The following is a 25006-nucleotide window of genomic DNA, read 5'->3' on the forward strand; positions in this document are numbered from 1 at the left end:
AAGCTGCAAATGTCTGCGCAGTTTCGAGGACGCGCAACTTGAAAGCGCTAAATCGCCAAACCTTCGTCGCGAGCCGATCTGTATCGCACAGCCGATGGCCTCACGGTTACATAAGCGCCCAACAGGAAAATGCCGACGGCGACCACAAGCAGATAGTACATGTGGGACAGGGGCGAAGTCGGGAGAAGGGCACCGATCACGACTGGTGTAAGCCCGCCAAAGACTGCGAATGTCACGTTGTACGCCAGCGAGATGCCGGTGAAACGGACACTGCTCGGAAATGCCCGAACCATGAAGCATGGGATCGCTCCGACCGTGCCGTTGAAAAAAGACGACAGGCCGTAGAGCAGATAAACATTGTCGGTCGCGGAATCCACATAGGAGTAGAACAGGTAATTGGCCGTCGCAAAAGGAAGACTGGCAAACATGAAATATCTGCCGAGGCCAAACCTATCTGCCAGGTAGCCCGCGCAAATGCCCCCCACACAAACAAAGGGCGATCCGAAGGCTGAAATCGCAAGTGCCGCCTGGGGATCGAAATGGTACTGCTTTTGAAGGATCAGCGGCGTCATAAGTGTCGTGACAATCACGACAGCCGACAGGATCCATGTCGCAACCACCGAAATCGAAAGCGCCTCCCAGTGACTGCGCAACACGACCAGAATCGGCAGCCGCTTTGCAGCGGCACGCTGCTCTCTAGCCCTTAGGAATACGGGTGTTTCGCTGAGCCACCGCCGCAAGATGGCGCCCAACAGTCCCAAAACCCCTGCCACGACAAATGGGACACGCCAGCCATAATCAAGCATGGCGGCAGGAGAGAAGTAACTGTGCACCGCCATCGTGACCAGAGAAGCCATCAAGACACCGGCAATGAGAGATGAACTCATGAAGCTGCAAGCCAGCGCGAGATGACGAGGAGCAACGTGTTCCGCGACGAATGTCCAGGCACCGGGAGCTTCGCCTCCAATTGCGACGCCCTGCATCATGCGCAGGAAGACCAGAAGGAGTGGCGCCAGCCAACCGGCCGTCGAATAACTCGGGATCAGCGCGATACCGGTTGTCGCAAAAGCCATGAGCAGGATCGAAAAAAGGAAAACCTGCTTACGGCCGGAGCGGTCTCCAAAATGGGCCATGATGAGACCGCCCAGCGGGCGAAAGACGTACCCAGCGGCAAAAATGCCGAGCACATGAACGTCCGCCATCCATTCCGGAGTGTCCGGCGGGAAGAAATTCTTGCTGATAACGGGGGCAAGAAACAGAAAGATGATGAAGTCGAAAAACTCCAGTGCGCCACCAATCCCAGAAAGCGCCAGGAGACGAGGAAGCTGTGTAACACTACTTGCCATGGGCGCCCCTTGAAAACCTCAGCACAATCTAGTTGCCCGAAACGCAACGGGAAATCCAAATTCAAGCAGCTGCCCGCGATTTCTCGGATTAATCGGCGCTAAATTCATTTCAACTGTAATACTACGCTACCTGACGATGCCAGCCTCGTACCGATGAGAAGTTTAGCAGCGTAGGTCGCGCGACCCGACTGGCACGCCGCCCCACGGAGGGCGTGGTTCCGGTTATACCACAAAAGACGCGGGACAGGTGAGACTGGTTCGACCCCATCTGGTTTGACCTAATGCCACCCATCTTTTTTAAGGGAGGGGTAAAAAAATTATACACATGGCGATCGACACTACACTGCCGTGCTAATCACCCATACTTAGCTGTGGGTGCCGCCTGACCCGCATTTAGTCTCCTGTTCGGGATCCGAGCCATTAGGGTGCCCGTTTGGTTTGCAGCTCAAAGAAATCGATCATTTCATCCAGCACCACCTGCCGATACTCGTCTCTTTCGATGAGTAGTTCGTGTTTGGCACCATCAAGCCTAATCAATCGACACGCCCCCGGTCTGGCGGCGTTTAGCAAAGTGCAGAATTTTCGCTGTCCCGATGCTTTGACAAGCCTATCATCACCAGCCTGTATGATGAGGACATTTGTCCTAATTTTCTCTGCATTTCGCACACTTCGATTTGCAGCCAAGCAACTTTCATAGACCCAATTGAAGCTCGGGCCTCCCAATTGGGTCTCTGGATGACGAATGAATTCATCCCGTTTGATGATCTCATAACGCACGCGACTACTGGTCGAGGACCTGTCCGGATCGAAGTCCTTTGACAAGGCGAATGGTCCGCGTCCCCAAACGTAATTCTTTGGAGCGCCAAATCGAAACAACCAACACGCCATATTGGGAATTGGGCTCAAATCCGGCTGGTGCATGGGCGCCGTAAAAACCGCTCCAGAAAAATCAGAAGAATAGGTCTCGAGATAGAGCGAACCGATAGCGCCACCCATAGAATACCCAACAAGGAACAGACGGCGATTGGCAGGCTTTGCGGTTTCGTCCACGAAGGTTTTAAGATCTTCGACATAGTCACCAAATTGTTCGACGTAACCGAGATCATGCGCGCGCTTTATTGCTGAAGGGTCGTACTGCTGTTTCGTGTCTGGAAGTACCAGCCTGTCAGAAAAACCTTGTCCTCGGTGATCCAGAATATAGATTTGAAATCCTGCATTCCACAAATCATAGATCACCTCCCGATACTTGATATAGCTTTCTCCGTAGCCGATCGATATGACAATTCCTGCACTGCTATCTGATCGTGGAAACGCCATGGCGGCGATGCGAACGCCGCCCAGACCGGTGAAATCTCGTCGCTGGCCGTGCCTGTTCCAAAAGTCGACTATCCGGCTATTGTAGGAAACAGATAACCCGCTCTCCTTCGAATACGGTTGTGCCGTCACCACCGAGACCGAGTAAAGCAAGGCGTAGAAAATGAGCGCCACTAGACGCAAGGCATGAGGAAAAGACGGGGTCGAACATGGCGGGTTTTTGACTGCTGTTTGCATCGCAGGGCTCCAAACTCAAGGAGCGCAATTTGATGCAGACGTTTCAGTCAATGATGTCAACTTGAGGAATTGAACTTCAGACGTAACGCAAGCCGGGACCTGCTAACGCATGAAGAACCGTTTCGCCCGTCTCACATTATTTCCGGCGAAGCATGATCAGTGATGAGTACGCCATTGAGATGGTCGATTTCATGCTGCAGGCAAATTGCGAGCAAACCATGCGCCATTATCTCACACGTCTCGCCGTCAAGGGATCGATACCGGACGTGAACATTCGCCGGGCGGTTCACATTGACCATGACGCCCGGAAGCGACAGACAACCTTCACGGAAAATGACCTCCTCCCCGCTTGCTTTAATGACCTCCGGATTAATCAAAATTTGCTGCCCCCTAGGGCCACCACCGGAGAGGTCGACTACGATAACTTGCTTGAGAACCCCGATCTGAACGGCAGCAAGCCCTACGCCTCCTGCAGCGTACATCGTGTCAAGCATATCCTTGACGAGTGCGCCAATCGTACGATCCTCTAGCGACACGAGCTCAGACCGTTGCCTGAGCAATTGATTGAGAGATGAAACAATTTTCCGAACAGTCAAGCGGCCTACTCCTTGTTACTCGCGGTGGTTGATCAAGCAAAGACCCGGAGTGTGGGAGAGAATTCTCAACGACTGATTTTAGAAAGCTGCGATTAGACTTCAGCTGAAATGCCATCAGTTATTTCGAGAACCGTATAGTTTCGGTCGGATTGACCGCCTACAACTGCAATCAAGATCAGCAGGTATGAAACGCTGCATAAGCCTTAAATGCCCAAATAATCATCGTCCATTGCACGTCTTTTAGGCGCCTGGACTTTCCTAAAGGCATTTATGGAGAGCATGATGATACCTCAACACCTATGCGTATTGCGATTGCGCAGTCTTATCGCGACAATCATGCGTGAAAGAAAGCTGAAAGCGGCAATGAACCGTCTGGAAGAGCTGGAGGATTATTTACTCAATGACATCGGTATCGGCCGGTGTGATATCGAAAACATCGTGCGCGTTGGACGTCGAGGGTTCACGAAATAAATGGTCGCAGTCGGCATTCGTGCACTTCACAATTGAAGCATCGCGACATCACTTATAAGGCTTCAGAGTATCCGGCGATATTGCCCGTCCGTGAAGTGATTACACCATTACGAAAATTGCAGCCCTTGAAGTCCTCATGCGACTTAAAGGGCTGCGTTTTGCTTGCCAGGCGTTTTAAGCTGAGCGCAACCTGTTCAATTATCGGGCGGTGCCGCGAGCCGTCCACCGACCTCCAATTTTGAAGGCATAAAACTGCGTTTTCTGACGATCTGAGAAGTTGTTATCCGCCGCAAGAATGAGAACATCTGTTCCGTCCTTGGCTTTACCGAGAGAAATCGCCTCGATGTTATCTGGCGTCAACCCCATTGCGCGCAAGTCGAGCACCTGGCTCTTGCGAGCAGGAACAACCCGCTCCCCGGTCCGAACCAGTGAAGTAATCTTTGAGACATCGGTCGCACCCTCGAGATCGACCATGAACAACTTGATGTTGTTTCCAAAACCTTGAGCGAAGTTGCGTTCAACGACAAGCATGTGGCGATCATCAAGTGCAAGCATGTCAGACATGCCATTGTCATTTGCCCCGTCGGCCTTGATGGCCGCTTGAGGAATTGGTGAAACCGGATAGACGTATTGTTTTCCAGGCTCGCCCGTGGTGCTGTCGTAACTGATGATCCGGGCAAGACTACCATTGGTAAGCCCAGGCTTGTCTCCATCCTGATAGAGAGCTGCCTCGACCGCGACAAACACGGCACCGGATGGAGCTACCGCGAGATTTTCAAATGACAAATTCTCGCGAACACCGCTCGTCTTGTTGGCAGTCGGCGCGAATTCCCCCGGCAACCACAATTCTCGAATGGATTTGCCGTCGGACGCGGCAACGTGAACCGACGGCGCGATCAGCAGATCGCCACCGCCTTCGCTAGACCAGTATATCCCTTCCTTGCCGACACGAATGGCCTCCGGATCTACAGCGTTTTTTGGAAAGGCTTCCCCGTCAGCGTCCAGTAGGGTCACCCGCTTGACCACTTTGACGCTTTTAAAACCGTTAGCGCTCACGTCTATATCAAGCTCGTAAAAGCGGGCAGGTCCCTTGTCGGAACGATCATCGCTGATAGCAATGTAGCGACCACTGGACGGGTCGAAATCCAGGCCCGAAATACCGCCGAATTCCAGTCCATTCTCCATGGTTCCCGTCGGGATGATGACTTCTCCAAGATAAGAGAAGGAAATAGCTGCATCACAATCTCCAAACGGGCATGTGGTTTCCACAGTCTTCACGTCCGCATTCGCATAGGTCGTAGTGCCAAGCAGAAGGGTGAATGCCACCGTGGCAAATAAACGCTTACTCATCAAAGATCCTATCTGTGTGAAAAGCGGTCGTCGCGCGTAGCCTTCATGATCAGGACCTTTGCGCAAAATAACCTTCCGTCCAGCAACGGCTGCGATCCGCTTTGGTTTTGGTTGTGCAATCAAGATGCGGGACAGTCCTGCCTGTTATGCGCATCTTTTTTGACCTGGAGTGACCTGGCCACGTCCGGAGCTTCGGGTACAAATCGCATCAACGGATTTCAGGTTTTCGGGGGCGGACTTCAAATGAAATTGCCACCCTCTTCAATATAGGGCTGGCTAAACGTTAAATCTGAAACTTTGACAGTTAAGCGGGAAATCGATTTGAAGCATCCAGTCCTCAAATAAAGGTTCTTCAAAACAGGAGATCCTTATGACGAAATACAAGCTCGAATATATATGGCTGGACGGCTACACACCGGTACCGAACCTGCGTGGCAAGACAAAAATCAAAGATTTCCAGACAATGCCGACACTTGAGGAGCTGCCGCTGTGGGGCTTCGATGGTAGCTCGACCATGCAGGCAGAAGGGAGCAATTCTGATTGCGTCCTAAAGCCCGTCGCCATGTATCCTGACCCCGCGCGCATCAACGGTGTTCTTGTCATGTGCGAAGTCATGCTGCCGGACGGAGTGACGCCGCATGAGTCCAACAAGAGAGCCACCATCCTTGACGATGAAGATGCCTGGTTCGGCTTTGAGCAGGAATACTTTTTCTACAAGGATGGACGACCGCTCGGCTTTCCCGAGTCGGGTTATCCCGCACCGCAGGGTCCTTACTATACCGGCGTGGGACATAAGAATGTGGGCGCCATCGCACGCAAGATTGTCGAGGAGCATCTCGATCTGTGCCTGGTCGCCGGTATCAATCACGAGGGCATCAATGCGGAAGTGGCCAAGGGCCAATGGGAGTTCCAGATTTTTGGGAAGGGCTCAAAGCGCGCAGCAGACCAGATTTGGATGGCTCGCTACTTGCTCCAGCGTCTCACCGAAACATACGGAATCGACGTCGAGTTCCACTGCAAGCCGCTGGGCGACACCGACTGGAACGGCTCTGGAATGCATTGCAACTTCTCTACCAAATTCATGCGCGACGTCGGTGGCAAAGACTACTTCGAAGCACTCATGGCGCAGTTCAAGGCAAACGTGATGGACCACATCAACGTCTATGGTCCTGACAACGACAAACGCCTCACCGGAAAACACGAGACGGCCCCTTGGAACGAGTTCTCCTACGGGATCGCCGATCGCGGCGCATCTGTCCGCGTTCCACATTCATTCGTGACGAGCGATTACAAAGGCTATCTCGAGGATCGCCGTCCGAACAGCCAGGGCGACCCCTACCAGATCGCTTCGCAAATTCTAAAGACAATCTCCCAGGTCCCGACCACGTCATCCGTTGCAGCGTAAGCAATTGCGGAGAGCTGTAGATCGCCCAGCATGGGCCTGAGGACGTAAAACTGGTTGAGAGGCATGGCATTCTGGCGACGTGCCTCTCAAAAGCCAACCGTCATGGTGCGGCTGGTAACTCGAAAATAAAGCGCGCGCCGCCGAGCGCGCTGTCTGCGCTTGCATGGATGCGTCCGCCATGCGCTTCCACAATGGAGCGACATATGGCCAAGCCCATTCCCATGCCGTTTTCCTTGGTCGTAACAAAGCTCTGGAACAGGTTGTCAGCCTCTGCATCTATGATGCCCGGCCCGGAATCATCAACTATGCACCGCACCTTGATACCGTCAGCTACCGTTTGAATAGAGATTTGACGTCGATTTTTGCTGACCGAGGCCATCGCCTGAATTGAGTTCACGGTAAGATTGACGACGACCTGCTGCAACTGCGTGCGATCCACAACAACATCCGTGCGGCCCAGTGCCGGGCGGTGCGTCACACGAACCTGATGCGTATGGCACTCGTGCTTTAAAAATGACAGTGCTTCGGCAACCACATCATCGAGCGGCAGAACCTGTTCGCTTGTTGCCCGCCTTAGCGCGAGGTTTCGGACTCGGGATATAACGCTAGCGGCACGTTGGGCATCCGCGACGATCCGCTCCACGATTTCCTTAACCTCGGAAAGCTCAGGTTCCGGTCTTCCTAGCCAGCGCAACCCGGCTTCGCCATAGGTGGTGATTGCTGCAAGGGGCTGATTGACCTCATGGGCGATAGACGCCGTCAATTCTCCCAGCATGGAAATCCGGGCTGCGTGTGCGTAATCTGCCTCGATTTGCCTCAGCTTCTGTTCCGCCAATTTCCTATCAGTCGTGTCTACGAAGGCATTGATTGTTATTCCATTGTCGCCCATCTCAGGAGGGAATGTGACAGTCAACGAGCCCTCCCTTACTCTGCCATCGTAGGCGGTGATCGTAACCTCCTCCTCATAGGTCGTATTGTCGAGATAACGATGTTTGAGCAGACGGGAATAGATTTCGGGATGGTTGCGCCAAAGCGGCGTGATCGGACCTTTCAACTCATCCGCGTTGGTGACTCCAAGAACTTTTATCGCAGCGTAATTTGCCTCCTCTATCACGGTGCTTTGCATCGCTGCCCACAGAAACTGCGGGTTCCCGGCGATGTAGGCTTCGAGATCGTCTACCCCCTGCTCCTTCAGCTCTGTGAGAAGCGCAAGGAGCCCGCTGGCATTCACCTGCAACACCGGAACCGGCACATGCTGGAAAAGGTCCTGATAACGTCGTTCGCTCCGGCGCAGCGCTTCTGCGGCTTTCTTACGATCCGAAATGTCAATGAAAGCCACAAGACTCTTGTCAGGACTGGATCCGTGTCGCGCCGCCGCATAGAGAACATCGATGACCGTTCCATCCATTTGGCAAACTTGACCTTCCTCTTGGAAGAAGTTCTCACCACGATATCTCGCCTCGATAGACCGTCTAAGCGTTGCTATCCCGGCTTGCCAGTACCGCGTTATCGGCCCCTTCATCGCCTCTTGAGATTCTGCTCCGAACATCGCGACATTGTAGTGATTGACTTCTTCAACAAGCATCGCGTTCATCACGTCGGCCATGAAGCCGGGATTGGCGTCAATATATGAAGAAAGATCTTCTACGCCCTGCTCACGAAGGCTACGGAATATATCGACAAGACGGCTGGCATCGACCTCCGTCAATGCGATCGGCATATAGTCGAAAAGATGTCTGAAGCGGCGCTCACTCGCAGTAAGCCGGTCAAATTCTTCTTTTTCGGCGGAAATGTCCTTCAGTGCGAGAAGAAGACGAAGGTTTGTCTCCGATCGGTCGATGATAACCGACGTCAGTTGAGCATGATAGACACTACCGTTGTCATGGCGCATTCGGCACTCGCCACGCCACTCGCCCCCGCCCAAAAAGGACGAGACGACCAGATCAATAAAACTGCTCGCGCTTTCTTCTGGCCAAAGGACACCGATCCCTGATGCTGCATGATCTGAAACCTGAACCGCCCATGTTGTGTCCCGCATCAACTGACGGACGACGTCATGATGACGTTGAAGATGGTTTGCGAGATCTGAGACCCCCTCCTTTTGGAGCGTGGTCAACACAGCCATGGCAGAAGATGCATCGACCTCCAGCACGAATGCACCCATCGCCGTGAGAAGCCTGCTTAACGCTTCCAAGGAGCTTGGCTTCAAGTCCATCAGACCGATTTGCTCAGGCAAAGGGCTCACGATTCATCCTTTAAAAAGCTCGCACATAAAACGACTTTCACAATGTCTACTTTTTTGGCATGAAGGGGAAACGCTTTTAAGTAAAGCAATGTGTGTTTTTGCAAGAGGGAACACGTGAAGCCCCAGCCCCCCATCATTCACGTCATCGATGACGATGAATCTCTCAGGTCTGCTTTGGACAGCCTGTTCCGGTCTGTCGGCTTTACGACTGCGTCATATGTGTCGACTGAGGCCTTCCTGGCCGCCAATCGTTCGGATGCTGAAGGATGTCTGGTGCTCGATATCCGATTGCAAGGGACGAGTGGGCTCGATTTTCAGGATCAGTTGAACGCCCATGGCATTTTCATTCCAGTTATCCTGATGACGGGTCACGGTGATATTCCGATGTCGGTCCGCGGTATGAAAGCGGGTGCTGTGGACTTTCTGACAAAGCCATTTCGCGATCAGGATATGCTGGATGCAATCGCTTCAGCACTCAAGCTTGATCGAAAGAGGCGCGCGGAGCACGGACAGACTGCCGAGACTGAAGCGCGCTTCCAAACGCTCTCCAGTCGAGAACAGCAGGTGATGTGGATGGTGACGAGGGGTTTGCTGAACAAACAGATCGCAGGAGATCTGGGTATCAGCGAGGTTACGGTCAAAATCCATCGTGGCGCTGCAATGCGGAAGATGGGTGCACGCACGGTCCCTGATCTGGTGCGTATGGCCGATGCCTTGCAGGAACGCGATCCAAAACGAAGCACTAACACCACCGTATGATTTCGTGACAGGCCCGTTTATGCGATGAGGTAGGATACGTACCAGTATCTTTCCACAAGGGTAATCGCAATGCCGAAGCACCGCAACGTGCTCATCGCCATCGTAGATGATGACAATTCCTTTCGTACAGCAACGGAAGGCTTGATGAGGTCCCTTGGATACGCGACAGCAGGGTTTGCAACAGCCACAGAATTTCTGGAAGCTCGCACAGGCCTGAACCCGGCCTGCGTAATCTCTGACATTCACATGCCGGGAATGTCAGGAATCGAGATGAAGCAGAAAATGAACGACGATGGCTGCGAAACCGCGGTGATTTTCGTCACCGCAAAGTCCGACGATTCCTTGGTCGAACGGGTGTCTGAATGTGGTGGCTTAGTATTGCTATACAAGCCCTTCAGTGGCCAGGCTTTGATCGACGCTGTGCAATCCGTGATAGGCAACCTGCTCTGCTAGTCGGCGACGCGTCACCGCGAATGTTTCTCATGTCGAGCAGGATTTTGTGTCTGACCGGATTTTTTCGAGTTTTCAGAAACGACGTTCGAGTTCGATCTGTTCAGCCTCGAAACTTTACCGCTTGGAATGGCGGACACCTTTGGCCGGGGCTGGGTTGGAAATGTAAGGCTGAACGGAATAGGTTCAAAAGCATTGGCAGGCACAATGAGGGCGGCCAAAACTGCCATCGTTTGAAACAGTGTCTTCATTCTAGACTCCAATGGTGAGGTGGGGTGATATCAAACTGAAGGCAGCATGATCGGTCGCCAAAACCTCGCCATTATTTCAAAATTTATAGAAATTCGTTTCGGCTGTAGTTCAGCTCTGGTCCAAGCTAATCAGGTCCGATGCCACTGGGGGTGACGAGATTGCTGGTTTCGTCCCCCTGGCAGGTTGCTCCGTCAAGTCTCAAAATGGTCGATTGGGTAGGCCTGATGTGCACCGTCCGGGGCATAGGCCTCCACAGGTTGCAAAACCGCCGTTTCATAAAGATCATCCCAAAACGTATCATGCAGTCGCGGGTCAAATCGCTGGACCGCGGTTTCATGCGCGTTCAGTGCCATCGCATCGAAAGAGGTCGGAGAATTCAACAGTTCCTCCAGACGACGAAGCGTCTCTTCTGCCAGCCGATCCACCTCCTGCGCATGTATTTTCTCGAATATTTTTGACCCTCGGTCTGGACTGTTCAAATGTATCCATTCGCCCTTATCGTTCAAAGGCAGGTCAAGCATGATGCCGTTGACGCCATCCCTTATAAATTCCGGCAGTGCACATTGTCGGGTAGCGATGACAGGGGTGCCGTTGATGAGAGACTCGATCGCGCTGTAACCGAAGCTGTCGCCAAAGGTCGGGAGTAGCAGGAAATGGGATTGACGGATTTTTTCAATCACCTGCTGATTAGGCAGCTCTCCCCAACATCGGACATTAGGCAAATTGAGAAGTGATCGATACCGATCGAAAAAACTCTCATCCAGTGGATCTGTCCACGAGACGCGACCAATTTCCAGCTTGGAGATGATTTCAATTTGCAATGGCAACCCTGCATCCAGCGACAACTGCGCAAGACGCAAAGCCACGCAACCACCCTTTCTCGCAAAGTGGTTTCCAACAAACAGCAGACGAATTGGTGGCAAAGTCTTTTTTTTCGCTGGCGGATCCTTTGGCAATACGACGGAGGGCATGCGGACAACCAGCTTCGCCGCAAGTTCATGATATGCAGATGTGCCCTCATGTTGCGCGAGAAAGGTGCGTTTCGCATATTCGGAAATTCCGACGATGGCCCTGCAGCGCTCATTCAACAACTGGTTTCGCATGAACGTAAAGAAGAATGAGTTTTCAACTCCGAAACCTCTGGGAAGATGTGACTCAAATCCTATGACAAAGGGCTTGGGATTGAGTGGAATTCGGTTGAACCCATGAATGAGATCAATCCTGTCGAGCAAACTTGGGGGGAATACCGTCACGCCTTCAACTTTCGGCGACAGGTAATTCATCGGCAGAAATCGACGCCGGAGAATGTGATGACGAGACGTTCTTGGGCTGTTGAAGAGGGAGGGGTAACGGACGGGAGCTAGAATAGTGAGGGGACCAGTCATGGTTCTTCTCGCGTTCTCGGGATTATATGAGGTGTGGCTCCCAACTTGGTCGCATCAACCGGCCGAAGCCTGCGGACGGATCGGGGCCGCTAGTGGCATCACTGTGGGCGTTACCACCTTGGGCACAGGGCGTGCCTTCCCGGAGATTTGGCTTGGATCACGGGGCCACGTAGACGTGGTAACCTCGGCTTTGCGGTTAACTCGATTGGCATCAACGTCCGTTCTCCATCATTGCGATGACGAACCTCTAGACGGCCTGCAAAAGCGTAATGTGAACGAGAAGCGAAATAGAATTACATCTGCAACGAGCCGAAATGGCTGGGAGCAAAATGCTGAACGTCGCTTATTTGGCCTAGGTGATCCCAGCAATTTAGCCGGCGGCCCGGGTTGCCGCTCGGGGGCTTAAAATGCAACGCGGGGAATACTTATCGTGAAAGGTTTGCGCACCAACGCAGAAGCCTTGTGACAATACTTTCGTCAGGCATGGACGGGCGGGATGCCTTTAAAAAGGAACGTCCAGACTTGGTCAGGTAAACAATTCCCCCTTCACACCACTCTCCGCCAGCATCAATCCGGACAAGATCGCGCTGCCAAGCTTTCGTAAAGCTGGGGTCGGTCTCCAGACTTTCCAACTCGTCGGACGTCAGCAGTATTCTCCCGCGTGCTGCATCAATGGTCGCCAGGAAGTGCTCGACTGAGCAACTGCACATCGGATCCGATTTTATTGCTGCTGCCGCTTTCAGACTTTCAACCTGGGGCATTTGATCGATCCTCTTAGCCACAATCGGGGTCCGACTGTGGCAGGAATGGCAGCGTGTCGGAGATGAATTTTCATAGAAAGACGACCCGATTATCGGATGCGTGTCAGATCGGCAATATTTGCTTTCAAATGCAACAGACCGTGTGCTCGCGGCGCGTTTGTCGGGCAGCGACGAATTTCAATTGTAACGCGGTGCGTCAAAACAGAAACATTGTCGCACTTGGGGAAAGGCAGAGTCTCGTTATGGCCTTCATGCCTAGACACTTCGCCACCTCTTACTGCGGGTAAACCAAATTGCGGACCAATATGACTGCCTTATCCTCACATCAATTTGGCTGTCTCCAGGTGCGCGTACCTTCAAATTCGCGCGCTTGCCTCAGAGCTTGGCGTCAACTCGCATTGCTTGGCTCAATCTACGCGTTTCAGCAACCCGATTTCCCCTTCACGACGTGAGCAGATATGACGACCCTCCCATCTGTGCCCACCACGCTGACTCGATTTATCTTTTTCGACAATTCTTTGAGGATACTGGTCTGCATATCAGGCGCGTTCTTCCTCGCCTATTTTGCGCTCTGCGGCGGTGTAATGGCGGGATGCAGGGCATGTGGCATAACTGATCGCTTTTCTCTGGCCGGTGCGTTTTTCGCTTTCGCATCTCTTTGTTTGTGCGCTTACGCCTCGTGGCTGACATTCAGTGGAATAAGGCAGGCAACATCCATCAAGCGGTTGCTGGATGGACAATCACTCCTGCACAGGTTCGCTCAAGCGTTTGACGAGACCCTCAACAGGGACGAGTTCACAGTCGTTGCAACGCGAGTCCTCTCGGAGTTCGCACTTTATTTCGGGGCGGACGCGCTCAGGGTCGAAATCGTGGAGCCGCGGACGGGTGTAACAATCGAAGAATATCTGAGTGCACAATTCCCGCCTCCCCTCTCGCCTGAAGTCAAAGCACACTTCCTGACACGGGTCAGCGCATCGCGAACCTCCGAAGACCAGTCTGCCGGCTATTTCCTCGACATTGCGAATTCAAATTCCAACTCGCTCACTGGCCGCCAAATAACGACTGTCGCTGCGGCGGTTTTAACGCCACTCGGACGCATTGCCATAATGCTCCTGACCTTTCCCAAGCCTCGACGAACTTTTCGACAGGATGAAGTATCGCTGCTGTGCTCATCTCTGTCTGGTCTCATCCAGACGGCTTCTGACCATTGCAAGCGCCGAAACAGGGAAGATCTCGAACGGCGCCTCAGACACGCCGAACGCGTACAAGCGGTTGGTACGTTGGCCGGAGGCATAGCGCATGAGTTCAACAACATCCTGGGCGCACTGCTCGGCCATGGTGAGATGGCATTGCAGCGCGCGCAGGAGGGTGGTCAGGTGGAGCCCTATCTTGCGGAAATGATGTCTACTGCCAGACGAGCAGAATATATTGTGAACCAGATCCTCACTTTGAGTCGAAACCGGGAGCAGGAAAGGCGTCCGATCAACATGGTGGAAGCGATCCGGGACGCCCTACCGCTGATATCGGCCTCGTTGCCTCTCATGGAGATCAATGCACGTCTGGAGCCCGACGAGGAATGCAAACTTCTCGGTCATCCTGTTGAACTCCAACAGGTTGTCATGAACCTTTGTAAAAACGCGGCAGAAGCGTCACGCGGAGAAATCCGGGTTGACATAAATGTCGATGTTGTCGTCATCAAGGATGTTCAGCCCCTCTCCCTGGGACTGTTGCAACCAGGCAAATATGTGCGGGTCCGTATCGCGGATAACGGCACGGGGATATCACCAGATGCCCTGCCGCATATCTTTGAACCATTCTTCACGACAAAGGCTGCCACAGGAGGGACGGGCCTCGGGCTCTCCGCAGTCCACGGCTTGGTAACGGCCATGGATGGCCGGATCAATGTGGAAAGCGACTGCGCCAAGGGCACATCTTTTGAAGTGTATTTTCCCCATTCGACACTGTTGCCCACTCCTATCAACCAATTCTTCGAAACGCCGAAAGTGACTTTGGGCAACGGGCAGCTGATCGCGCTTCTGAAACCCCATGCACGCGACGTTGCGTTGCATGAGGAAAAGATTGCAGCGCTTGGCTACGAACCGGTTGGTTTTCTCGAGATCGTCGCCATGGAGGAATGGCTGTCCACCCAGAAGACCCCGGACTTGATCATTATCGATATCAGGTCTCTACCGCCACATTATACAGCATGCGACATAGCTGCAATGGCCCGTGGAGCATCTGTAATTTTGATCTCGCACGCCGGAAATGAGAACATGCTTGGCGCTGCAATCGCGTTGCGCTTCAGCGTACTTCGGGGGCCACTAAGCAGTAGCGCACTCGCCAGAGGGATCAGAGAGGCATTGCTGAAGACGTGATATAACTTCACGGAAGGCGAAAACTTACGCATTTTCCAGGCGAATTATGCTGGCACGACCTGACATCCAAGCACCCTCTGGTTCTCAAGAAACTCTAGACATAATAGCAGACACTACGGATTTTTTGGAGGATAGTCAGGGCTCAGGTCGGCAGCCCAAAGCAGAGGTGCCGTAGATTAGGAACATACAACGCCGATGTTTTGCTTGGAAAAAATAAAACGAGGATTTTAATCTTATCGGAGGAGCCGAACCAATTAACATGCTGTCTGCTTTCGCTGTCCCAGACAGTGCTCGGCTAGCTCTGTTAGTCGTCTGCATGCGTCTAAGCCATTGCAAAACGTGTTATCTTTGGTTGCCGAAGAAGCCTGATTACGTAGAGATTTGTAAAACAGGCGCCATGGTGGAGGCGAACCGCCCTGCTCAATTGATACAAAGTCATAACGGGTCATTGCACCAAAACCCGCAATATCGCTCTTCAACACGGACAAACTCAGTCCCAGCATATTCCCGTTTTCGTTGATCTCTAGAGTGGATCCGTAAAGATCAACTGCTAGGTCATCGGAACAGAGTTTATTGCCCCGATGACGTCGCCGCGTGTGCCGTTACTTTTTCGGCGAAACAGCATTGGCCGCCTGATCAATCGTATCCGCAACAACTGCGGGCTGCCTCATGAACAGAGCGTGGCTTGCCGAGACCTTGGTGACTTTTGCTTTGATGCGCTCTGCCATGTGGATCAACATGGCCTGATCGAATGCCTTGTCTTCGGTGGCAATGACTGCCCAGCTTGGCCGTGTGCGCCATGCGGCATTTTCCAGCTTCGTACCAAAGGCAGCCATCTTGATTGGCACCTGCGAAGCGCTCATGAAGGCGGCTTCGGCATCGCTGACATCATGGGCGAACCGGCCTTGAACTTTGTCGGGCTGACATATCCGAACCCGTCTTTTGCAGTCTCTATGACAAACTCCGATGCAGGCGCAAATCCTTCATATTGCTGAGCTGTCGTTTCATCGGCATCCGGAGAAAGTGCCGAGACATAAACCAGGCCAGCAACCTTTTCATCTACACCCGCTTCCGTGATGACCGTGCCGCCCCAGGAATGACCGACCAGAATGACCGGGCCATCTTGCCGCTCAAGCGCGCGCTTTATCGCTGCGACGTCATCGGCCAGAGAGGTCAATGGGTTCTGGACAATGGTAACGCGATAACCACGCTTAGTCAGATTATCGTAGACACCCTTCCAGCCGGAGCCGTCGGCAAAGGCGCCATGGACGAGCAAGACGTTTTTCACGGTCTGGTCTTGCGAAATTGTATCGGCGGCGTTGACCGGCAGTGCGGCAGACATTGCTGCGGCGGCAGCAATTGCAGCGACGGTGGTGTTGGTCTTACGTGTCATGGTTTTTTCGGTTTAACCACGACAACTATTATCGCAATATATTTAAGATGTCAGATGTCATTCCACTCGTCAACTTAATTATTATCGCGATATTGGTTTTCGCTATAGCATTGGCTATATTCTTGCGGACAGGAGATCGGAATGAGCGAAGAGCAGAATAATCCACCGCCCTTGCACGACCAGTTGTGCTACGCAATCTACACTGCCGGCATCGCCATCCAGCGTGCCTATAAGCCAGTTTTGGACGAGTTGGGACTAACCTACCCGCAATACCTCGTGCTCAACATATTGTGGGGCAAGGATGGGCAAACGGTGGGAGCCATTGCCAACGCGCTTGCTCTGGAATCCAGCACACTCACGCCGCTTCTCAAGCGCCTTGAAACATCCGGCTTGCTGCGCCGGACGAGAAGTACCAGCAACGAGCGGCAGGTCGTGATCGCGCTAACGGACCAAGGAAGAGCGTTAGAGCACAAAGCGGGCTGCCTCAGCGAGGCACTACTCGCAGCCTCAACACAAACGCCAAAGGAACTTGCTGCCCTGAATCAGGATGTTCGGCAACTCCGCGATGCCATATACTCACAGATCGGCGGATGGAACGCGCCGGCCTGACTTGGAGATACAATTCGGCAACTACTGTGCAGACAACGTAAGTGCCACTGACCGCTAACTGACATTTCCCGGAACCTACTCATTTTAAAATTAAAGGAGTTAGCCGGCCGAATAGGCCCTTGGAGCAAGACCTTAGGCCGCAACGGATGTTTTGGAGGCACCAGCAGTAAAGATTGCCGACGGCAAGGCAAGGCGACCGTCAACTACACTTTCGTATGCGCAGCTTACAAAAAATCCTGCGCACTGGCTGAGACATGAAGTCGTATAAACCACGTCCAGCCGATATGGCGATTCCTTGCTATGGACCAATCAACGGGATCTACATATCGCTCTGTTCTCAGACGTTGCCGCAGCTGCTCGACTTTAATGTCAAATGCAACGGACGGAGACCACTCTGATATCTTCCCGAAATGACCCAGCGCGACAGGATAGCTGTCAACATGCAGGGATGAGCAACATGAATACAACACCTCCTTTTGGTACAGAATTCAAAATATGTGTCGCCGGTCCGGGTGCGATTGGAACCACACTCGCCGCATTACTTGGCGCCGGAGGCGAGCGGGTAACAATTATCGCACGGGGAGATAGTCTCAGTTCCATTGCCTCTGCTGGTGTCTCGCTCGAGCAGCGCAAAGGCCAAGTGCGTGCGAACGTGGCCACCAGCGATGGAAGCGATCTAGGTGTCCACGATGTCCTCCTTCTATGCTCCAAAGCGCAAGATCTCGAAACCCTCGCGGTCAGCTCAAAGAAGGCGATAGGTCCTGACACCATGATCGTGCCCGTCGTAAATGGCATCCCATGGTGGTATTTTCAGGGAGTAGAGGGGCGTTTTTCTGGGAGATCAGTCACATCAGTAGATCCTGCAGGCGCACTTGCAAGCATCCTGCCACCAGAGCAGACGATCGGCGTGATTGCATCCTTCACAGCAGAGCGCGTAGGTCCTGGGAAGGCAATAGCACTTAATCCCATCAGGATGGTTCTGGGCGAAATAGACGACGTTGAGCGCAGCCGAACCGAGCTATTGGTAGAGATTTTCAATCGCTGCGGTATCGAGGCACGGCTGAGCACACGGATACGCGACCCTCTATGGACTAAGGTCATCGCCAATCTCATGTCGAACCCACTTTCGGTAATTGCGGAGGCGCCTCTGAAACATGTTTGCGGCCGCGAGGATCTATCTATGATCAGCCGCCAACTCATTGATGAAGCTATGCTCGTGGCCGCATCGTTCGGAGCGCGCCTGGAAGTTGATCCGGAGGGGTTGCTAAGGTTTGGAGCCGGGATGGGCGACGCCAAGACCTCGATGCTGCAGGATTTCCATAGCGGACGAGAACTGGAACTGGGTGCAATCTGCGAAGCGGTGCTTGAGCTTGCAACAATGCAAGGAATTGATATGCCGTTGACCAGACACATCGCCGCGCTTGCCCGTTATCGAAGTGATACCACGCGTTCACGTGCGGCTTGATACTGGCTGGTCATTGAGAAAGCTCTTAGCGGACTCAAGACGCGAGACACGCCGGTGATGGTGTTGGGTATATTGAAAAAGCTGCCGCGATCAATTTGCCAAACTCGACGACCTCTTAGCAATATTCTGTCAACGCAGAATGCAAAACAGAACGGTGTTCCGGTAGCCACCTTGCATCGCGGCAACATGACTGACGGGAGAAATGAAGAGGATGAAGGCAGCCACATCATAACGTCCGTGCGATGGAGTTCAGAAAGATCTGGCCTTGGTCTCCGCAAATATACATACCGAACCGACCATATTGCATGACGGCAAAGCTGAGCATCGGCAGACGCCGTCGATCGAACACCGAGCTTATCGCAACTCGGTGTCCGATCGAAATCCGCGAAATCTCAGGGGAGCCTTCCGAAGACAAAAGTTGCAACCGGCGTCGAGCTCATCTCGACATCAACATATCCTCGGGCCTCCATCATCGCCTTGATGTCTGCCGGATCGCTTATCTCCCCTCCACTTCGAAGCGTCCTAAGGTTGGCCATTAGAGCCAAGAACGGGTCCTTCGGACGGCTATATACACCCGCGAAAAGATAGGCATCACTGACCGAAGCGCGGGCTATGCGGTCGAGAGCTGCCTCAACAATCGGGCGCTTGAGGAACATGGTTGGTAGCCATGCTAGCGAGTACCTCTTGCACTCCTCCAGCATTGAAACATCGAGGTTACGGATATTTACGCGGTCCGAATAGAAGCTTTCCACGACGTTTTGCCGAGCGAGTTCCAACGCCGGCTCCCATATGTCGATCCCGTCAACCTTGATATCAGGGCAGGTCCGCGCGGCTTCGAGTGCAATCCCCGCAACCCCCGTTCCAACATCGAGAAAAGTACCCTGAAACGTTTTGCGCATTTTTGGATGCGCCTCGGCTATGGAAAGGATGCGCGTGAAAACACTTTTGGAGGCACGACCCATGGCCTGCATCGCCGCAACATCAACTATTTCCCAGTTTGATCCCCGGTCAGGATTGCGAAAGAGCTCGCCCGCCTCGCTCAGCGCCATTTCGACCATGGTCAAAGCAAGCGATACCTGGTCTTCGTCGGCTGCATCGCCAACCTCGCCCAAAGCCATTCGGGCACCTGCATCGATTTGCTCGCGGATGTCCTGAGCAACGGAAGCATCGGAGCGCAGCTTGATCGAAGCACCCACAAGCGCCAACATCCTTACGGATTTGGCCAGCTCCTGGAGCCGAGGAATGAAATTCTCAGACATTTGTAACCCTTTTATATATGCTCGATTAGGATTGTCAGACTGCGTGTGAGCGCGCCTCATGAAAGACGACTGCAGAAAAGCCGATGCGCTGAAGAGTAAAGACCAGAGCGTTTGCGGAGCACTTCTCTCGTCCGGAAACAAAACTCTGAGCAGAGGCGTTGAATGTGGAAGGTTGCTTAGCGCAAGTAGATTATCGGAGTAATACGGTCAAATAACAAAGTTGGAGCGACTGTAAACATGTTCAAAACCAAGCTTTTTCAGATTATCGTATGAAATGTTTGCTGTGCTGAGCCAAGACAATTTAGCTTCAACCACAAATGTGGATGTCCCTCTGGCCATTCCTTCATCTATGCGGGCGCGAATGAGAGCCTTCTGTGCTCCGCGGTTTCTGAAAGCTGGCAGCACGGTTCCCCCACCCAGCCAACTCCGGTTTCCGGAAGTATACATTGCACCGGTACCAATCGGCGTATCTCCATCCACAGCAAAAAAACATGACCACTCAACTTTCTCGACGATCGACGCCCAGACAGGAATTAGATTTTCAGGCAAACCAAATCCGCTGCAGATGATTGAGCCGAATAGCTCACTTTCACTTGAAAGGACTTTACGGCATGTCACGTCACTCGGTGGATAGTCTACATCTGCTTCGCTGCTACGAACCAGCTTCGCCCATGCTGGACCTTTCTCATGCAACCCCTTTGCCGCTATCCAACGTTTAACCTCGTCGGACGCAGATTCGATATTTAATTGCAGAAATCTGGCGCCAGCCTTTGCGGTCATCCATCCATATGCTTCGTCCAGTTCGGATACTGTAGAAAGCCCGAAAACACGATTGAGCACAGGTCCCGGCGCGCGGGGCAGTGAGAGCGCGCATCCGCGATTGAGCGGAAGGCACTGGAAATTATGCTCATCCTTGACCTCGCCTGAACAAACGCTGTGCCAAGCTATAAACGCTTCAGCTTCTATCGCGTCTTCTTGAGCTGTGCCCTCATATCCAGAAAACAGATTGGTCAAGTTCGGCTCCTTCATAATCTTGATCACCCTGGATGGCAATGGAGCTGAACGCCAAACCACTCGATGTAATCATTCGGTTCAAATTTTCCGCGTTTGGGTTGCGACACAAGGGATAGTCTCTGCTCGATGTGGTATCGAGGTTTCAAACCGGTCAATTTCTGTTACGAATGACATGGAGAAGCTGAAATTTACTTTTGAGATTGCTAGAAACGATTTTGGATTAAAGCTGTAACTGAACGGTCCTCCGAAAGGTATGTCAATTTCGCTGATCTAAGAGACTGCACTGGCACATAACGAAGAGCTCGAAAGATGGCGTTCATCGTTCGAGCTTGAGTGCGTAAGTTAAGAGTCTGACAAGACGGTGCAAACTAGAGAGTGATTTCAAGCTCTTGTATTGGGTCGCCGTCAAGAACCAAGAAATAGCGTAGATCGACCGGACTGCCGGGGAAATTGCCGGTCAGATGGCTTGTCACTACCGTCCGCTTGCCGTCCTTTGCGAGATCGAAGGGTTCAACCGTGTATTTGTGTTCCTTCGAAGACCTGCTTTTCCAGTTCCGAATTTCATCTCGACCAAGATATGTTTTGCCTTCGTCTTTTACGAAAGCGGTCTCTATGAAACACCGTGAGACATCCTCAGCGCTGCTGTTGCTATCTGCATCGAAGTAGGCAGCAATTGCCGTTGGCAGCTCAATAGTCATGATCATTCTCCCTTTTGAATTGGCTAGTGTTTGTGTAGTTAAAGCCGCAGGATTGATATTGCGGCCCCTACGCAGCGCTATCGACGGCTACCGAGCGCACCAGTCGAGCTCTTCGTTCGCGAAGAGATTTTCTCTTTCGCCACGAATGTCAGCGCGGCAACCGCATCGATCGGTTCAGGAATTATGTTGCCACCACGTCCCTCGAACGTACTGTCAATGGGGTCTCGCAGCGCGCTGTTCATCTCCATCGGCATCAATGAGATCATGCAGACTTCTTCGAGCGATGCCGATTTCGCCACATCCTTTAGGTCCTCGCGACCTCCTAAGTCATCAGTGCATTCGCGTACGACTGCCAGATGGAGCAGTCTTCAGATGGCGTTTCGAGAAGGACGGGGAGACGGCACAAATCGATGTTCGTGGTCAGATTATCCTCGACGAAACCAGCCTCGCCAAAGTGGCAGTCCTTGAGGACACCGGCATCGGTTTCTTAATGGAGCAAAGCGTTCTAGCCGACGTTGACGAAGGCCGGCTCATACGCATTCTGAACGATTGGACACCGCCCTTTCCGGAACTTTGTCTCAATTATCCCGGGCGCCGTAACCTATCGGCGGGTGTGAAAGCATTCCTGGCGCTGGCCAGAGTTCATGCCGTGGCTCAAGCTAAGTAGAATGACAAAAACCGTTGCCAGCCATACGGGCGTTAGTGGCGCATCTCATAGTGAGCGACGCGCCACACGTCTTGTTATCATCGAGTATATCGACCAAGAAACAAAATTAGTTTTTCGTTTTGATCCCAGTCCAAAGCCTGGTCAACACGCGCTGTTGCTTTTGGTCATACGGTGAAATTGTGAAGAGTTTATCCAGCACAGCATCCGGCGGATAGACGGATGCATTCTTACGAACGTCTTTGTCCACGAACTCCTGTGATGCAAGATTTCCGTTGGCGTATCTGACGTAGTTGGAGGCTTTTGCAATGACCTCCGGCTTCATCAGGTAATTGATGAATGCGTGTGCCTCTTCGACGTGCTTCGCATCAGCAGGGATTGCGAGGTTGTCGAACCACATATACGTCCCCTCTTTAGGAATCGAGTATTCGACATTCACACCATTGTTAGCCTCTTCAGCGCGAGCTTTTGCTTGCAACACGTCGCCGGAGAAGCCGATCGTGATGCAAATATCGCCTGTCGCCAGTTCATTGATATAAGCGGAAGAATTGAACGATCGCACTGATGGGCGGATTTTTTTGAAGACTTCAGCACCAGCTTGGAGGTCAGGCGTTTCTTTACTATTCGGATTTTTTCCCAGATAGGCCAAGGCGATAGCCATGGTTTCGTCCGGTGCGTCCAGAATATTGATTCCGCATGAACTCAACTTTTTTGCGTTCGCGGGATCAAAGATAATATTCCAACTGTCGACCGGCACATCGCCTAGAGCAGCCTTTAACTTGTCGACATTGTATCCGATACTCGTTGTACCCCACATATAATTTATCGCATATTGGTTCCCTGGATCATAGACGGCCAGCCTGTCCATGATGTCCGGCCAAAGATTTCCAATATTCGTCAACTTTGTTTTATCGAGCTTTTGAAAGACATCCGCTTTGATTTGTCTCGCAAGAAAGGGGGCCGTAGGCACGACGACATCGTAACCAGAAGCGCCCGCAAGCAGTTTTGTCTCAAGTAATTCGTTGTTATCAAAGACATCATAGACGACCTTGATTCCGGTCTCGCTTGTGAAATCCTCCAATATTGACTGATCGATATAATCTGACCAGTTATAGACATGGACCACACGTTCACTTGCCATCGTAGACGTAGAACTTAGAAATGCTACGCCAACCACAATTTGTTGCAGGATTTTATACATTAAAGACCTCGAACTTTATTGATGCCTATAAATCATTTCATCGCAACGAAATCCCAGGGGGCTAGCGGAAAAATGCCCGAGAAGCTGAAGCTCTAAGCTCGATTGCGTTAAGCTCAGGTTCGAATTGAATTTTTACCGCGATACCGTCCACGGATACGATCGATGGGTTGGCTTTTAGGAGAGGCGTGTTTCACATCTGTTTCGAATGCTCAGCGTCGAATTTCAAATGCAGCAGGTCTCAATACGACAGCACGCACTACAAGCACTGGATGACTTGCCCTTTCTGGACAAATAGCCGAAATTTGACTGCGCCCCGGACTGTGAGTTTACCAGCCAAGAAATAGAGAGGAAACGAGCCGATCTGGTAGGCAAAAAGACCGTCGATGTCCACAAATGATCGTAAGATGAGAAGTGCTACAAATGCGAAAAGCAGCAAGGACTCCTGGTTCTTGCTGGATGTTAAAAACCGGTGCAGATGGCCCCACGCCGCGGTGAAAATGACGACGATGAGATATAAGGTTTCCCACACGCCGGTCTCGACGACAGACTTGAAATAAGTGTTATGAAAATGGAAGCCGTTTCGAGAAGGTATATAAATTCGTCCCACAAACGCTCAGCTTCGATCGAACCATGATCCCAGTAGCCCTGATATCCAACGCCTATCAAAGGTGTTTCGCTTGCAGCGGCCATCCCTTTTTGCCTTCGAGATGCACGAATTCACGGTAGATCCACAACGAAGCACAGGCGTCGGTGAAGTGGGAGCGCTCGGCAAAGCCTCACCGACGGGTGACCGGGCGATACGATCGTCAAGATTGGACAATACGAACGCCGCATCGAGGATCGACAGTAGCAGCGCGGAAATGGGCAAGATCACAATACATTTAAACGTGTTAATTAATTCTTTAAAAGTACGCTGGTGAATATTTTTAATCTGGCACATAAAATGTCTCTTTAATGGATTATAAACATAAATTGTCTCATATATTATACCTTTACTTATTAATCGCAGAAAATATGAATTAAAAACTTTGTAAATTCGTAATAATACTGGACACCTCATCTCCGCTGAGCGATTGCATATCGAACAACTCTTCAACAAGCAGATCAAGCGCGCCTCTGTTCTGCTGCAGGATTTCCTGTGCCTTGGCCAGCGCCGTCTCCAACCGCGCATGAACCCGCGCAGCAAGATCTGGATTCCCGTCGAGAACGGATGCCTGATCCCTGTCATGTCGATACAACAGCGGATGAACTGCAGCAAAACCCAACGTCCTTTCCATAGCAAGCGCGAGTTTGGTTGCGCGGGCAAGGTCGCTGTCATCGCTGCCGCCCGACCCTGACGACACGCTGCCGACGACGATCTGCTCGGCGGCCCGCCCGGCCATCAGCATGGCCAGCATATCCTCGATATAGCCAAGCGTATCGCTGCCGGAAGCTGTGAAGCCAAGCTGGCTGTACCCCCCGTTTGCGGTATCGATGTTGATACCATGGATCGGTCCAAGCTTCAGGACATGATGGACGATGGCGTGGCCTGCTTCGTGAACGGCAAAACGCCAGCGAACATCGTATGGCACGGCAGGTCGATCCATCCGGATACCAGCCTCCAGATCCTCGAACCGCAGTGGCCGCTTCTCACGGCGGGCCTTGAGGCGTGCCTGGCGAACGATGCGCTCGATGTCGGCGCCCGTCAGCCCCATGGCGCGTGTTGCCAGACGTTTCAGAATGGGATTGCGGACGCTGTTGGTGCTAGTTTCCATATT

Annotated in this window: 21 protein-coding genes and 2 pseudogenes; 8 read left to right on the plus strand and 15 right to left on the minus strand. The window is 52.4% G+C overall.

Annotation, left to right across the window (positions count from 1 at the left end):
* Positions 1-47: 47 nt before the first annotated feature.
* The 3 genes from ASF29_RS19845 to def all read right to left on the minus strand — a co-directional run bounded on the left by ASF29_RS19845 (position 48) and on the right by def (position 3493).
* Positions 48-1346: an MFS transporter gene (locus ASF29_RS19845; protein WP_062452350.1), complete on the minus strand. Its 1299-nt coding sequence runs from the start codon at positions 1344-1346 to the stop codon at positions 48-50.
* 420 nt (positions 1347-1766) lie between these two features.
* Positions 1767-2897, minus strand: a complete 1131-nt coding sequence (locus tag ASF29_RS19850) for an alpha/beta fold hydrolase (RefSeq protein ID WP_062452351.1) — start codon at positions 2895-2897, stop codon at positions 1767-1769.
* Positions 2898-3028: 131 nt separating this feature from the next.
* Entirely contained in the window at positions 3029-3493 is a 465-nt protein-coding gene (gene def / locus ASF29_RS19855) for a peptide deformylase (protein WP_062452352.1), read from the minus strand.
* A gap of 282 nt (positions 3494-3775) precedes the next feature.
* Between def and ASF29_RS24170 the strand changes: the two genes are divergently transcribed.
* On the plus strand, positions 3776-3964 hold the full coding sequence (locus ASF29_RS24170) for a DUF1127 domain-containing protein (protein ID WP_280136432.1): 189 nt from the start codon (positions 3776-3778) through the stop codon (positions 3962-3964).
* 198 nt (positions 3965-4162) lie between these two features.
* Here the strand turns inward: ASF29_RS24170 and ASF29_RS19860 are convergent, their stop codons facing one another.
* Positions 4163-5314, minus strand: a complete 1152-nt coding sequence (locus ASF29_RS19860) for an esterase-like activity of phytase family protein (RefSeq protein ID WP_062452435.1) — start codon at positions 5312-5314, stop codon at positions 4163-4165.
* Positions 5315-5684: 370 nt separating this feature from the next.
* On the opposite strand from ASF29_RS19860, the gene ASF29_RS19865 reads away from it, so the two are divergent.
* A complete protein-coding gene (locus ASF29_RS19865) occupies positions 5685-6719 on the plus strand; it encodes a glutamine synthetase beta-grasp domain-containing protein (RefSeq protein WP_062452353.1) in 1035 nt (344 codons plus the stop codon).
* A gap of 100 nt (positions 6720-6819) precedes the next feature.
* On the opposite strand, the gene ASF29_RS19870 is transcribed toward ASF29_RS19865, so the two are convergent.
* The gene (locus tag ASF29_RS19870) at positions 6820-8964 is read right to left on the minus strand and encodes a PAS domain-containing sensor histidine kinase (RefSeq protein ID WP_156462742.1); all 2145 of its coding nucleotides are present in this window, start codon (positions 8962-8964) and stop codon (positions 6820-6822) included.
* Positions 8965-9078: 114 nt separating this feature from the next.
* Here ASF29_RS19870 and ASF29_RS19875 point away from each other — a divergent pair, with 114 nt between their 5' ends.
* On the plus strand, positions 9079-9723 hold the full coding sequence (locus ASF29_RS19875) for a response regulator transcription factor (protein WP_062452355.1): 645 nt from the start codon (positions 9079-9081) through the stop codon (positions 9721-9723).
* A 69-nt stretch (positions 9724-9792) separates the two neighbouring features.
* Positions 9793-10176 carry a response regulator gene (locus tag ASF29_RS19880; protein WP_062452356.1) on the plus strand — a complete coding sequence of 128 codons (384 nt, stop codon included), beginning with the start codon at positions 9793-9795 and terminating at the stop codon, positions 10174-10176.
* 11 nt (positions 10177-10187) lie between these two features.
* Here the strand turns inward: ASF29_RS19880 and ASF29_RS24515 are convergent, their stop codons facing one another.
* The 3 genes from ASF29_RS24515 to ASF29_RS24520 all read right to left on the minus strand — a co-directional run bounded on the left by ASF29_RS24515 (position 10188) and on the right by ASF29_RS24520 (position 12571).
* Complete coding sequence (locus ASF29_RS24515; RefSeq protein WP_156462743.1) at positions 10188-10424, minus strand: hypothetical protein; 237 nt, start codon at positions 10422-10424, stop codon at positions 10188-10190.
* A 192-nt stretch (positions 10425-10616) separates the two neighbouring features.
* Complete coding sequence (locus tag ASF29_RS19885; RefSeq protein WP_162237918.1) at positions 10617-11708, minus strand: glycosyltransferase family 4 protein; 1092 nt, start codon at positions 11706-11708, stop codon at positions 10617-10619.
* Positions 11709-12235: 527 nt separating this feature from the next.
* Positions 12236-12571, minus strand: a complete 336-nt coding sequence (locus ASF29_RS24520) for a hypothetical protein (RefSeq protein WP_156462744.1) — start codon at positions 12569-12571, stop codon at positions 12236-12238.
* Positions 12572-13029: 458 nt separating this feature from the next.
* Between ASF29_RS24520 and ASF29_RS19890 the strand changes: the two genes are divergently transcribed.
* Complete coding sequence (locus ASF29_RS19890; RefSeq protein ID WP_062452358.1) at positions 13030-14946, plus strand: ATP-binding protein; 1917 nt, start codon at positions 13030-13032, stop codon at positions 14944-14946.
* Between the two features lie 602 nt (positions 14947-15548).
* Here the strand turns inward: ASF29_RS19890 and ASF29_RS19895 are convergent.
* Positions 15549-16339, minus strand: a pseudogene (locus ASF29_RS19895) (alpha/beta hydrolase).
* Positions 16340-16480: 141 nt separating this feature from the next.
* Here ASF29_RS19895 and ASF29_RS19900 point away from each other — a divergent pair.
* Both ASF29_RS19900 and ASF29_RS19905 read left to right on the plus strand, forming a co-directional pair.
* Positions 16481-16948, plus strand: coding sequence for a MarR family transcriptional regulator (locus ASF29_RS19900; RefSeq protein ID WP_062452359.1), 468 nt, complete (start codon positions 16481-16483; stop codon positions 16946-16948).
* Positions 16949-17405: 457 nt separating this feature from the next.
* Positions 17406-18413 (plus strand): 2-dehydropantoate 2-reductase, encoded by a 1008-nt coding sequence (locus tag ASF29_RS19905; RefSeq protein ID WP_162237919.1) that lies wholly within the window; start codon positions 17406-17408, stop codon positions 18411-18413.
* A gap of 392 nt (positions 18414-18805) precedes the next feature.
* On the opposite strand, the gene ASF29_RS19910 is transcribed toward ASF29_RS19905, so the two are convergent.
* The 4 genes from ASF29_RS19910 to ASF29_RS24980 all read right to left on the minus strand — a co-directional run bounded on the left by ASF29_RS19910 (position 18806) and on the right by ASF29_RS24980 (position 21683).
* Entirely contained in the window at positions 18806-19672 is an 867-nt protein-coding gene (locus tag ASF29_RS19910) for a class I SAM-dependent methyltransferase (protein WP_062452361.1), read from the minus strand.
* A 207-nt stretch (positions 19673-19879) separates the two neighbouring features.
* On the minus strand, positions 19880-20686 hold the full coding sequence (locus ASF29_RS19915; RefSeq protein WP_244473605.1) for a GNAT family N-acetyltransferase: 807 nt from the start codon (positions 20684-20686) through the stop codon (positions 19880-19882).
* A gap of 368 nt (positions 20687-21054) precedes the next feature.
* Positions 21055-21384 (minus strand): hypothetical protein, encoded by a 330-nt coding sequence (locus ASF29_RS19920; protein ID WP_062452363.1) that lies wholly within the window; start codon positions 21382-21384, stop codon positions 21055-21057.
* A gap of 77 nt (positions 21385-21461) precedes the next feature.
* Positions 21462-21683, minus strand: coding sequence for a hypothetical protein (locus ASF29_RS24980; protein WP_244473613.1), 222 nt, complete (start codon positions 21681-21683; stop codon positions 21462-21464).
* A gap of 2 nt (positions 21684-21685) precedes the next feature.
* Here ASF29_RS24980 and ASF29_RS24985 point away from each other — a divergent pair.
* Positions 21686-22051 (plus strand): annotated as a pseudogene (locus tag ASF29_RS24985) (LysR substrate-binding domain-containing protein); the annotation flags it as partial.
* A 106-nt stretch (positions 22052-22157) separates the two neighbouring features.
* Here the strand turns inward: ASF29_RS24985 and ASF29_RS19935 are convergent.
* Positions 22158-23249, minus strand: coding sequence for a polyamine ABC transporter substrate-binding protein (locus ASF29_RS19935; RefSeq protein WP_062452366.1), 1092 nt, complete (start codon positions 23247-23249; stop codon positions 22158-22160).
* Positions 23250-24268: 1019 nt separating this feature from the next.
* Positions 24269-25003: an ATP-dependent Zn protease gene (locus ASF29_RS19945; RefSeq protein WP_062452368.1), complete on the minus strand. Its 735-nt coding sequence runs from the start codon at positions 25001-25003 to the stop codon at positions 24269-24271.
* Positions 25004-25006: the final 3 nt, after the last annotated feature.

Source organism: Rhizobium sp. Leaf262, assembly GCF_001422245.1.
In the GTDB taxonomy this organism is placed as follows: domain Bacteria; phylum Pseudomonadota; class Alphaproteobacteria; order Rhizobiales; family Rhizobiaceae; genus Agrobacterium.